The following is a 12,185-nucleotide window of genomic DNA, read 5'->3' as shown; positions in this document are numbered from 1 at the left end:
ATTGATGTAAAATAATTGTGAAGTAATTGTACTTCCAGGGAAAGAAAGTGATGACATTACAACTCTCAATCGTTCACCGTCTGCCGCAGTGCTATCGTTGGTCGGTGGGTTTCGCAGGTTCAAAAGTTGAACCGATTCCGCAAAACGGCCAGAGCAATGAGAATAGCCTGGTGGCGCTCAAGTTACTCAGTCCGGACGGTGACAGTGCGTGGTCGGTAATGCATAAACTCAGCCAGGCGTTGAGCGACATTGAAGTTCCGTGTTCCGTACTGGAATGTGAAGGGGAGCCGTGTTTGTTCGTCAATCGTCAGGATGAATTTGCAGCGACCTGCAGACTGAAAAATTTCGGCGTGGCTATCGCAGAACCTTTTTCAAATAATAACCCATTTTGAGCGTCAGCTTAGCGCGAGCAGCTGACGCGTATAGGCTTGTTGTGGCGCGTTGAAGACGTGCTCGCATTGCCCCTGTTCCACGACCTCTCCTTGCCGTAGCACAATAACCTGATGGCATAGCGCACGTACAACATGCAAATCGTGGCTGATAAAGATGTAGGCCAGGCGATGCTTTTGCTGTAATGACTTAAGCAACGTCAGGATTTGCGCCTGGACGGTCCTGTCGAGTGACGATGTCGGCTCATCCAGAATAATCAGCGATGGTTTTAAAATCAGTGCTCTGGCAATCGCAATACGTTGACGCTGACCACCGGAAAACTCGGCAGGGTAACGATGCCGCGTGTCGCTATCCAGGCCGACTTCTGCCATTACTGCTTTCACCTGCGCTTCACGTTGCTCGGCAGACAACGTGGGTTGATGCACGCGTAACCCCTCTTCAATAATCTGTAACACGCTCAGGCGCGGGTTCAGCGATGAGTTAGGGTCCTGAAAGACAACCTGAATGCGGTGGCGTACCGGCAGCAGTTGACGGCGGTTTAAGGTATGCAGCGCCTGACCATCGAATACAATGCGTCCTTGTGAGGCGATGAGCCTCAGCAGTGCCAGACCGGTGGTACTTTTCCCCGATCCTGATTCGCCAACCAGTCCCAGCGTTTCTCCCGGTTTCAGAGAAAAACTGACGTTGTTGACCACCACGTTATGGTCCACCACGCGCTTAAGCAGCCCTTTACGGATGGGGAAAGCGACGCGAAGCTGCTCCACTTCCAGCAAGGGGGGTTGGCCGGTGGGTAAAGGCACTGGATCGCCGGCAGGTTCACTGTTGAGCAATTTCTGCGTGTAAGGATGGGTGGGGGCAGAAAGCAGTTGCCCGGCACGGTTTTGTTCAACGCACTGACCGTTTTGCATCACCGCAACGGTGTCAGCTAACTTTTTGACGATACTGAGATTATGGGTGATGAACAGCAGGCCCATATTCAGCTCGCGTTGTAGCTCGCGCAGCAGTTGCAGGATTTGTGCCTGCACGGAAACATCCAGTGCGGTGGTGGGTTCGTCGGCAATCAGCAGTTCAGGGCGAGTGAGCAGCGCCATGGCGATCATCACGCGCTGACGCTCTCCGCCGGAAAGCTGGTGCGGGAAATCCGCCAGACGCTTGGCGGCCTGACGGATCCCGACGCGATCCAGACAGGTCAAGATCTCTGCCCGTGCGGCTTCCCGACGCATCCCCCGATGCAGCGACAACACTTCATAGAGCTGTTTTTCCAGAGTGTGCAGCGGGTTAAGCGACACCATCGGCTCCTGGAAAATCATGGCGATTTTATTCCCCCGTACGCCGCGTAGCGTTTGTTCGCTGGCGTGGAGTAGTGATTCACCGTGAAAGCGGATATCACCGGCAAGATAGACCGCCGGAGGTGTGGGGAGCAAACGTAAAATCGAGAGTGCGGTGACGCTTTTACCCGAGCCGGACTCGCCCACCAGTGCCAGGGTTTGCCCGGCTTCGACGTGCAATGAAATTTCGTTCACCACGGTACGTACGGTTCCCTGCTGACGAAAACCGACCGATAAATTGTCAATGGCTAACAGAGGTTGCGTCATCTTATACCGCCTTGTTGGGATCAAATGCGTCGCGTACCGCTTCACCAATAAAGATCAGCAGCGATAATAACAGGGCTACCGACACGAACGCGGTGATCCCAAGCCACGGTGCCTGTAAGTTGTTTTTTCCCTGCAACAGCAGTTCTCCGAGCGACGGGGAGCCGAGCGGTAAGCCGAACCCCAGAAAATCCAGCGAGGTCAGTGTGGTAATTGAGCTACATAAAATAAACGGCAAAAAGGTCAGCGTGGCGACCATCGCATTCGGCAGCATGTGGCGCAGGATAATGCTGCGATCGCTCACGCCGAGCGCCTGTGCGGCGCGGATGTAATCAAAGTTTCGCGTGCGTAAAAACTCTGCGCGTACCACGCCGACCAGGCTCATCCAGCCAAACACGACCGTAATGGCCAATAGCCACCAGAAGTTGGGTTGGACGACGCTGGAGAGCAGGATTATCAAAAATAGCGTCGGCATCCCGGACCAGACTTCAATGAAGCGTTGCCCCCACAGGTCCACCTTTCCGCCGTAATAGCCCTGCAGCGCACCGGCCATCACGCCCATGACGCTGGAGCACAGGGTTAACATCAAACCAAACAGGATGGAAATGCGGGTCCCATAGAGGATGCGCGCCAGTACGTCGCCGCCGTTGGCATCGGTGCCCAGCCAGTTTTGTGCGGACGGCGGGGAAGGGAAGGGGGTGTCGGTGGCAAAGTTAATGCTGGTGGCGCCAAAGCGCACGGGTGCCCACAGGATCCATCCCTGGCTTTCCAGACGCTGCTGCAGCCACGGATCCTGATAATCTGCTTTGGTGGCTAACGGGCCGCCGAAATCGCTTTCACTGTAGTTTTTGACCAGTGGAAAGTACCAGCTGCCGTCATAGCGCACCAGCAGTGGCTTATCATTGGCAATCAGCTCGGAACACAGGCTTAAGCCGAACAGCAGCAGAAAAATCCACAGCGACCAGTAGCCACGGCGATTGTGGCGAAAACGCGCCCAGCGGGCCTGATTGACGGGGCTTAAGCGCGACATTAGCGTCCCTCGAAATCAATACGCGGATCGACCAGCGTATAGCTAATATCACTGAGGATATTGAGCAGCAGGCCGATCAGCGTGAAGATATAAAGCGTACCAAACATCACCGGATAGTCGCGTGACACGGTTGATTCATAGCCCAGTAATCCCAGACCGTTCAGCGAGAACATGACTTCAATCAACAGTGAGCCGGTGAAAAACATACTGATGAAGGTGGCTGGGAAACCGGCTATCACTAACAGCATGGCGTTACGAAAGACGTGTTTGCGCAGAATGTTTTTCTCGCTAACGCCTTTAGCGCGCGCGGTGACGACATACTGTTTGCGAACCTCATCCAGAAAGGAGTTTTTGGTTAGCATCGTCAGTGCGGCAAATCCACCCACCACCGTTGCCAGCACCGGTAGGGTGATATGCCACAGATAATCGGTGATTTTTTGATACCAGGGCAGAGCGTCAAAATTGGCGGAAACCAGATCGCGTAGCGGGAAAAGGTCGTAATAGCTGCCGCCGGCAAAGAAAACGATCAATAAAATTGCAAATAGGAATGCGGGGATGGCGTAGCCGATAATAATGAATGCGCTGCTCCACACGTCAAAGCGGCTGCCGTTGTACACCGCTTTGCGGATCCCCAGCGGAATCGACACCAGATAGATAATCAGCGTACTCCATAATCCCAGCGTGACGGAGACGGGCAGGCTGTCTTTGATTAATGTCAGGACCGAGGCGCTGCGAAACAGGCTGTCGCCAAAATCGAAGCGGATATAGTTCCAGAGCATGTTGAAATAACGTTCGTGAATCGGTTTATCGAATCCGTAACGGCGGGTGATTTCAGCAATCACTTCCGGATCCAGGCCGCGACCACCACGATAATTGCTGTCGCTGATGTTCCCGACGCCAGTTTGCGCGTGGCTGGCACGCACACCCTCACTACCGGCGCCCGGCAGTGCGCCGCTTTGCCCGAATTCAATGGCGGCGACGGCCTGCTCGACCGGGCCGCCAGGGGCAATCTGCACGATAAAAAAGTTGATGGTAATGATGGCCCAGAGCGTCGGGATCACCAGCAGCAAACGTCGAATCAGATATGCGCCCATTTATTCTCCCTGTCGTCTGGCAGCGGGAAGTTTGGCCGCTTTGTTGACGTCATACCACCAGTTGTCCACGCCGATGGTGTAAATCGGGCGAACGGCAGGCTGCGAAAATTTGTCCCACCATGCCAGCCGATCTTCGGCCATAAACCACATCGGCAACATGTAATAATTCCAGGTTAACACGCGGTCCAGTGCGCGTCCCAGCGGGATAAGTTTTGCTTTATTACCTTGCGCCGCAATGATCTGGCTAATCAGCTTATCAATGACCGGGCTTTGCACGCCGGGAGCGTTATAGCTGGAATCAATATATTCGGAAGCCCACAGAATTTGCAGATCCGAGCTGGGCCACGGCATCGCACGATACAGCCTTGGCATCATGTCATAGTCGCGGCTGCGCAGGCGGTTGGTGATTTGTGAGTTATCGACCTGGCGGATATTCATCGTAATGCCCAGCCGCTGCAGGTTATGCTGGAACGGCAATACCCATTGGCTGTTACTGCCTGCCGGGAGCAACAGCTCAAAAGTCAGCGCTTTGCCGCTGGTGATGTTGACCCGCTGCTGCCCTTTCAATACCCATCCGGCCTTGTCCAGGAGTGCACTGGCCTTCAGCAGGTTTTCACGATCGTAACCGTCGCCTTTTGATGTGGGTGGCTGATAGATTTGGCTGAAGACTTCGGGAGGCAGATCGTTTTTCATCGGCGCAAGTAGCACCAGCTCATCCGCGTCGGGATAATTTTTGGCGGCATATTCGGTGTTCTGGAAATAGCTGGTCGTCCTGCTCCAGGCATTATAAAACAACGCCTTATTCATCCATTCAAAATCAAAGGCCAGCGTGATCGCTTCACGAACACGGCGGTCGCTGAACACCGGACGCTGGATGTTAAACGCTAACCAGCGCGTATCCTGCGCCGACTCGTTTTTTTGTTCGGCTTTGACGATGTACTGTTTTGTGAAGTTCTTACCGGTATAACGTGTTGCCCAGTTTTTGGCATCGTTCTCAAGACGCAGGTCAAATGCACCGGCTTTAAATGCTTCAAAGGCCACGTTGTCATCAAGGTAATAGTCGTAGCGGAGGGTATCAAAATTCCAGCGCCCACGATTAACCGGCAGGTCAGCGGCCCAGTAATCTTTGACCCGTGAGTAGACGATATACTGCCCCATTTTCCACTGGGTGATGCGGTAAGGTCCGCTGGCAAGGGGTGGGGAGGATAACGGGTCGCTGAGCTTGTGATCTTTCCAGTATTTCTCAGGCATCACCGGTAATGAAAACAGGCTGAGCATGTCTTCTTTACCCGGTTTGGCTAACTCAATTCGCACGGTTAACGGGGCGATCGCTTTAACGGTGGTCCCTTTGTATACCAGACGAAACTGCGGCACGCCTTCGGTCATAAATTTTTGGAAGGTAAAGGCAACGTCGCTGGCGGTGATCGGCGACCCATCGTGAAAACGCGCGCGCGGGTTAATGGCGATTTCAACCCAGGAATAGTCGTCCGCGTAGCGGGCTCTGTCGGCAATGAGCGGGTAATAGCTACCGGGTTCATCATCGGAAGTGGTAAACAGCGCATCGTAAAGTGATTCAGTCCGGGCGCCGGGATTCCCTCGCATCGAGTAGCGGTTGAAATTATCGAAGGTGCCGATGGACGAGAGCGTGATTTTCCCCCCTTTGGGGGCAGCGGGATTCACATAGTCGAAGTGGGTAAAATTGAACGCATACTTGGGTTCGCCCAGTACGGAAAATGCATAGCTTTCTTTGATGGACTGAGCCTGAGCGCTAAAACCTATAACGGTGAAAAATAGCAGCAGTACGCGAACAATCCTATGCACGGGTTTTCCTTTTCTTGTCCACCTGCCGATGGACCTCATGTCCGAGCCTCGGGGGAGGTTCCGGCAAGCGTAGTGTATCGACGAATCGCACTGTGCGATCACCACTTTGGCATATCTGGCTTCGCCATCCAGCGTACGAAATCAGCCAGCTTTAACGGACGGCTGACCCAGTAACCCTGGAAGAAATGCACGCCGCGATCGCGCAGCCACCGGGCCTGCTCCTGCGTTTCTACGCCTTCAGCAACCGTCAGCATATTGAGGCGTCTGGAGAGTGTCAACACGGCATCCAGTACCGGCGACGTCAGCGTCTCGGTACCAATGGCATTGATAAATCCACGGTCAATCTTCAGGTAATCGACCGTAAAACGTTCCAGATAGATAAGGGCACTATGGCCGGTGCCGAAATCATCAATGGCAATTTCGAGTCCGGCAGCATGCAGCCATTCAAAAATTTTCGTGGCTTCGTGCTGATCGAGCATATCGCGTTCGGTGATTTCCAGTACCACCTGAAAATAGTTGGCGGGTAACGAGGCGCTCAGTTCCTGAATATCTGCTTTGAAACTCTCACCATGCAAATGTGAAGGCGCGATGTTGATCCCCAATTTTGCGCCCTTGGGGAGTACTTTTTGCAGGGCAGGGGCATCGCTGGCCACCAGCTTAAAGAGATGCTGCGTGAGTGGCACAATCATTTGCTGCGATTCGGCGTAATGAATAAAGGCATCAGGCGGGATCTCGCCCGTCGTTGGATGACGCCAGCGTAATAAGACTTCTACGCCTTTTACCTCCAGCGTTTGCATCTCCATGACCGGTTGGTAGACCACATAAAACTGATTGTGCTTGATGGCGTTCAGAATATCTTTCCCGGGCCGTAAACGGAGGGTGTAGATGTAGTACCAGACAAGCAGGGCCGCCATAATCCCAGCCATGCATCCCAGCATGAGGGAATACCAGATATCGTTATACGTCCACTCTTCTGCGTACAATCGAACGGTCACCGGCAGGCCGTCAATCGTCGCCTGTCGTGGGGTTGAGGCATCAGGAAGATCGGAGACGGGTATCAGGTGAGCTGAAAATGTCGAAATAGCCGTCTTGCCCACGATAATAGCAATACCGTCAAAATCATCTTGCCGGGCGGTATAGAGAAGATAGGGGGCCAGATTAATGTTCAGTGAACTAAATACGCCGCTATTTGGCAAGGCAGGATGACGATACCAAATCATTATTGCGGGTTTGTCAGGCACCATCGGCGTACCCGGGAGCAGGGCCACATCGATATCGTGGTTGATATTAATCGACGGCATCAGCTCCTGGATGGGGGTGTTCATGGGGCCCGTTGCGGAAGAGCAAAATGCGATGCTGTCTTTTACCAGCAAAAAAGCCCGTACGTTCAGGCTAAAGGCCGCACTGGAGGTTAGTTTCGTGGCAACTTGTTGGCAACTGTCAGTGACCAGGGGTTGTAGTTCATCGGTGGTCGTTTTGAGTTCTGAGAAGTAACTTTTGACGTAATTCTGTATATCGGAGAGCAGCGTGTCGTACTTCACTTCTCGTTTGTGCCACGAGACGAAAAATTGCAGTGTGCTGACGAGTAAGGCGACGACGAGCCCCGTTAAAATACAGGTGATCAGGATTTTCCGACCGGAAGAAGAGGCACGTTTGAACATAGTTCTTTATGTTTACCTGCAGTAACTGCTTATTATTAAACCGCTTAATTTGTAAGACTATAGCCTGGATTGACGCTTATCGTGAGATTTTTCTGTTGTGTAAAAGAAAAGCAAAAAGCACCGCCTAAGCAGTGCTTTTGATTTGTCTCATCAGGATAGCCAAGGGATAGCTGCCAAACGAATTAACTGCGACTCAGAACCCGGCGGGCTTCGTTGTAACGCTTTTTCCAGTAAGGCTCGTTCATACTGGAAATAACAACGCCGCTGCTGGTCGAGGCATGTACAAACTGGTTGTTACCGATATAAATACCGACGTGACGGCCCGTAGAGCCCGCACGGAACAGAACCAGATCGCCGGTGCGCAGATTGGTGCGCGAAACGGATTTACCCGTTTCCTGTTGTTCGTAGGTTGAGCGAGGAAGCTCTAAACCAAATTGTTCACGGAATGTACGTTGTACAAAGCTTGAACAATCAATCCCTTTCTTAGTGCTGCCGCCAAGGCGGTAACGCACGCCTTTCCAGTCAGCGTATTGGTCCATAATACGAGATTTAACATCGATATTACGTACCATACTTTCAAATTCATCCTGAGAGGCTTGCAGTGAAGAGTTATCTCCATTGCCCACAGCATGCGTCTCAGAATGCATATTCTTGGCGGTGTTCGTTGTGCTACATGCAGAAAGCAGAACCGCAACTGCTATCGCGGGTATGCCCCGCAAGATATATCTCAAAATCGGTTGAGATTTGACCATGTTGTTTGTTTTCCCTTGAAGTCCTTAACGATAAATATCGTTATAAAAAATGCCAAACGTGACGAGACTAATTACCTACGCACGATGAGACAATTCTTTATGGTCAAATCTGTGGTAGAACGCACAAATTTATTCGTAAAGAGAATAATTATCTCGCGAGGCAAAACGAGTTCGAGATTACCCGATCGCCACAGTCATTGCGAGTGATTTTACGTGATTTCTTATAAGAAAAATTGATACAGAAAGTGAATAAACGGCATTGGCTAAATTAAGAACAATTAGGCTGAAAAACACGCAATTCATTCATTTTCAACAGGAATAAGATGACAAGAGAATGACAGTCAGCAAGAGAGATTATCGTCAGATATCATCAGGGAATCAGAAGTATCCCTGATGATGTTAATTACTCTGCGTTATTTGTTTAAAAAATGTTTTTTTTACCTGGGAGATAATTCGTGAACAGGGTGACCAAACGGTCGCTTAATGGTGTCATTAGCCACCAGGGCAGGCCAATCAAAACGACGGTCATCGAACCGACCACGATATCAGTAAGCCAGTGAGCACCAATCATTACGCGAGGAAAGGCAAAAACCACAGCGATAATAAGGCCGATTAATCCTGCGACTTTTCCGAAATACCGCAGCATAAATGCGGAAAAAATAAGCAGCATCATGCCGTGATCGCCCGGGAAGCTGTCTCTTGACGCATCTTTGGTTGAAATATGCAGCAGCTCGCTGACACGATGAATATTATCCAGCATCAGCGTTGGACTGGCGCGTTTAACCGGAATAAGCGCCTGGCCTAACTGATTTAATACCACCGCCGTGAGCAGCATCACCAGACCAATTGCGATGATACGGCGGCGACCGTCCGGGGTTTCTTTGCGCCAAAAACTCAGCATCAGGGCACCCATTGCCAGCAGCGAGCAGCCGTCAAACGCGCGGTTGTTGGTGATTGCGACAACCCACAGGAACATTGGGCTGTCGACCAGTTTTTGGTTGAAGAAATGGAAAACACCAAAATCGATGGAATACCAGAACCCATGTCCGGCTGGAATATACCAGGACAGAAACAGCGCCAGACCTGCGATATTAAGCAGGAGAATAAAAGGGTATCGGGTTTTCATCGTCGTTCACCATTGCCAAAATCGCAGGCAACCTTACGCGTTAGCGTCTAAACGAAGCTTCAACAATGCACCCTGTAACGCGTTCCAGTCAGTCTCGGTGTCCGAGATGAGTTCAATACGGCTGTCCGGAGGTGCGACGTTTTGGGTCTCAATGTGCCAGTCATCACCCTGACGGTTGATGCGTACCAATCCTTCCTTGATTCGCATGACGCCTTTTACGCGACCTACCGGCGCGAGACGCGACCATTCCAGCAGGCCGATGGTATCGAACACGGTGTCCGCATCGAAAATCCAGCCGCAGGCCTGATGCCCCTGACCGCTGTTGAGACTACGACGCCAGCGCTGCTGTGCCGGCAGGCTCAGTGCCGCCAGCCCTTTTTTGTCGGCATGCTGGTGGGCGTGTGCCGCACTTGTGGGAAGCTCAGCCAGATTCAGACGCGGTAAATCCAGTAACTGCGTGTCAATGTGTCCATGGTCGGCATGAACCAACTGACGGTGACCGCCGTAGTGCTGCCACCAGGTTTGCAAGGCATGTTCACTTTCAGCCGTAGCGCGATCGGTTTTGTTGGCGACGATAACGTCAGCGGCGGCCAGCTGGTCGCGGAAATTCTCATTGGCGACGCTTTTTTCATCCAGCAGCAGGCGAGGGTCAAGGATACAGAGTGTCGCGCGCAGATCGATCCACGGTTCGTAAACCGGGGCGGTGAGTAAATCCAAAATCTGTTTTGGATGCCCGAGGCCGGTAGGTTCGATCAATAACCGGTCGGGTTTGCCCTGACGCAGTAACGTATTAAGGCCTACCTGCATCGGCAAACCGTTAACACAACACATGCATCCTCCGGGGATCTCTTTTAGCAGTGCGCCGCTGTCGGCCAACAGCGCGCCGTCAATACCGACTTCGCCAAACTCATTGACCAGCACAGCCCACTTCTCAGCGGGATCTTTGTTGGCGAGTAAATGAAGAATAGAGGTGGTTTTACCGCTGCCGAGAAAACCGGTAATGAGGTTGGTTTTGGTCACGTTGGCTCCAGAATCATCAAATGCTGTTATAGCGTTCAACAATCCTGGCGAAAAAAGGATAAAAAGAGAAGGGCAGAGAGGACGAAGGTGCGCTTCGTCCCGCTGAATGGCAGAAATTGTGAATTTTTTAACGTCTGCATGACGGCCTGATGCGCGCCATATTGCGCAATATTCTGCCAGGCCTGCTCGATAGCTTCGACGAATTGCGGATTTTGCACCAGATCGGGGGCAAAAATCTCGCGCAGGGAAAGCAGTGCGCTGACGCGCTCTGATAGGGAACTGAGCTCGACAAGCGCGCGGATCTTATCACGCAACGGATCGCGCACATCAATGGCTGCACCCGCATCATCAATGCCGCTCACGTAGCGCATCCAGCCCGCAACGCCCAGTGCCAGCAGAGGCCAGTCGCTTTGCCGTGATAAATGTATGCGGATCCCTTCCAGCATTCTTTGCGGCAATTTTTGGCTGCCGTCCATCGCGATTTGCCATGTCTTATGCTTCAGTGCGGGATTGGCAAAACGTTGCAGCAGGCTTTCGGCATACTGATTTAGATCGACGTTAGTGATGTGCAGCGTGGGGGCCTGCTCCGTCATCATCAGACGGTAAGCCGCTTCACGAAAGGCGTTGTCCTGCATGCAATCGCTGATGTGCTGAAACCCGGCCAGATAGCCAAGATAGGCCAGAAATGAGTGACTGCCGTTTAGCATCCGCAGTTTCATCTGTTCCCACGGCAGCACGTCATCAACCATCTGGACACCGGCGGTTTCCCACTGCGGGCGGCCGGCGACAAAATTGTCTTCAATCACCCACTGGATAAACGGCTCACAGCTGATGCCACAGGGGTCAGCGATGCCCAGCGCTTGGGCAATTTCTTCCAGCGATTCGTCGGTTGCTGCAGGGACAATTCTGTCGACCATGGTGCCCGGAAAACTGACCTGCTGTTGTATCCACGTCGCCAGCTCAGGCGAACGTTTTTGCGCCATGCCCAGGATCGCGTTTTTCACCACATGCCCGTTGTCCGGGATGTTATCGCACGAGAGTACGGTAAACGGCGGTAATCCGCGTTCGCGTCGGCGATGCAGGGCTTCGACGATAATGCCCGGCGCTGAGTGCGGTTCATCCGGCGACTGCAAATCATGAATAATGCGTGGGTTTGTGACATCAAGCGACCCGGTGGACGGATCAATACAGTAGCCTTTTTCCGTGATGGTTAACGACACAATCGCCACCTGCGGTTCACAGAATTTTTCAATAATGGCCGCCAGCGAATCCAGCGTGGCGTTCAGGCATTCGTTAACGGCACCTATCACTATCGGTTGATTGCCGTCAGCACCTTTTTCTAACACGGTATACAGATGATCCTGCTCACGAAGCTGGCTCATCAGCCGATCGCCGCTGAACAAGCTGATCTCACAAATCCCCCAGTTTCCTCCCTGCGTATTGAGTACGCGATTGGTCAACAATGCTTGATGAGCACGGTGAAAAGCACCGAAACCAAAATGTACGATCCGCGAGGTTAAGCGTTGGCGATCGTACTGAGGCATCTGTACATTTTTTGGGAGTGAAGCCGAGGCAATTGTCTTCATTAAATACACCTGATTAACCATTAATTAACAATGGCAGTATAAAGTTATATGACAGCAAGTTAAATTGGTGTGCCTTATTTATCCGGGGAATGTGAGCTGGATCAATCAATCAT

General features: G+C 52.2%; 8 protein-coding genes and 2 pseudogenes. 1 reads left to right on the top strand and 9 read right to left on the bottom strand.

What is annotated here, in order from left to right; all coding sequences use genetic code 11:
* Window positions 1-47 precede the first annotated feature (47 nt).
* Window positions 48-392 (top strand): YejG family protein, encoded by a 345-nt coding sequence (locus tag M2374_RS05565; RefSeq protein WP_029139605.1) that lies wholly within the window; start codon window positions 48-50, stop codon window positions 390-392.
* A 3-nt stretch (window positions 393-395) separates the two neighbouring features.
* Here M2374_RS05565 and yejF read toward each other — a convergent pair whose 3' ends face one another.
* The 9 genes and pseudogenes from yejF to M2374_RS05520 all read right to left on the bottom strand — a co-directional run.
* Complete coding sequence (yejF, locus tag M2374_RS05560) at window positions 396-1,985, bottom strand: microcin C ABC transporter ATP-binding protein YejF (protein WP_115258007.1); 1,590 nt, start codon at window positions 1,983-1,985, stop codon at window positions 396-398.
* Between the two features lies 1 nt (window position 1,986).
* Complete coding sequence (locus tag M2374_RS05555; RefSeq protein ID WP_096756454.1) at window positions 1,987-3,012, bottom strand: ABC transporter permease; 1,026 nt, start codon at window positions 3,010-3,012, stop codon at window positions 1,987-1,989.
* The gene (locus M2374_RS05550) at window positions 3,012-4,106 is read right to left on the bottom strand and encodes a microcin C ABC transporter permease YejB (protein ID WP_259154023.1); all 1,095 of its coding nucleotides are present in this window, start codon (window positions 4,104-4,106) and stop codon (window positions 3,012-3,014) included. The genes M2374_RS05555 and M2374_RS05550 overlap by 1 nt, the downstream gene beginning before the upstream one ends.
* Window positions 4,107-5,966 (bottom strand): extracellular solute-binding protein, encoded by a 1,860-nt coding sequence (locus tag M2374_RS05545; protein ID WP_181491161.1) that lies wholly within the window; start codon window positions 5,964-5,966, stop codon window positions 4,107-4,109. It lies immediately after the preceding gene.
* Window positions 5,967-6,025: 59 nt separating this feature from the next.
* On the bottom strand, window positions 6,026-7,588 hold the full coding sequence (locus tag M2374_RS05540) for a cyclic di-GMP phosphodiesterase (RefSeq protein ID WP_135911720.1): 1,563 nt from the start codon (window positions 7,586-7,588) through the stop codon (window positions 6,026-6,028).
* A gap of 182 nt (window positions 7,589-7,770) precedes the next feature.
* Window positions 7,771-8,340: a bifunctional murein DD-endopeptidase/murein LD-carboxypeptidase gene (gene mepS / locus M2374_RS05535; protein WP_096756458.1), complete on the bottom strand. Its 570-nt coding sequence runs from the start codon at window positions 8,338-8,340 to the stop codon at window positions 7,771-7,773.
* A gap of 413 nt (window positions 8,341-8,753) precedes the next feature.
* Window positions 8,754-9,466: pseudogene (locus M2374_RS05530) on the bottom strand (phosphatase PAP2 family protein).
* A gap of 33 nt (window positions 9,467-9,499) precedes the next feature.
* Window positions 9,500-10,486, bottom strand: a complete 987-nt coding sequence (locus tag M2374_RS05525; RefSeq protein ID WP_096756460.1) for a GTP-binding protein — start codon at window positions 10,484-10,486, stop codon at window positions 9,500-9,502.
* Between the two features lie 125 nt (window positions 10,487-10,611).
* Window positions 10,612-12,072 (bottom strand): annotated as a pseudogene (locus tag M2374_RS05520) (mannitol dehydrogenase family protein); the annotation flags it as partial.
* Window positions 12,073-12,185 lie beyond the last annotated feature (113 nt).

Origin of the sequence: Citrobacter sp. JUb117, assembly GCF_024809055.1 — a bacterium.
Lineage (GTDB): Bacteria > Pseudomonadota > Gammaproteobacteria > Enterobacterales > Enterobacteriaceae > Citrobacter > Citrobacter gillenii.
Note: the sequence above shows the minus strand (reverse complement) of the source record. Positions and strands in the feature narration are given on the sequence as shown.

Excerpts from the sequence above, each read along its gene's own strand:
- M2374_RS05555 (WP_096756454.1), bottom strand. The coding sequence starts at position 3,012 with ATGTCGCGCTTAAGCCCCGTCAATCAGGCCCGCTGGGCGCGTTTTCGC.
- M2374_RS05540 (WP_135911720.1), bottom strand. The coding sequence starts at position 7,588 with ATGTTCAAACGTGCCTCTTCTTCCGGTCGGAAAATCCTGATCACCTGT.
- mepS (WP_096756458.1), bottom strand. The coding sequence starts at position 8,340 with ATGGTCAAATCTCAACCGATTTTGAGATATATCTTGCGGGGCATACCC.
- M2374_RS05545 (WP_181491161.1), bottom strand. The coding sequence starts at position 5,966 with ATGAGGTCCATCGGCAGGTGGACAAGAAAAGGAAAACCCGTGCATAGG.
- yejF (WP_115258007.1), bottom strand. The coding sequence starts at position 1,985 with ATGACGCAACCTCTGTTAGCCATTGACAATTTATCGGTCGGTTTTCGT.
- M2374_RS05550 (WP_259154023.1), bottom strand. The coding sequence starts at position 4,106 with ATGGGCGCATATCTGATTCGACGTTTGCTGCTGGTGATCCCGACGCTC.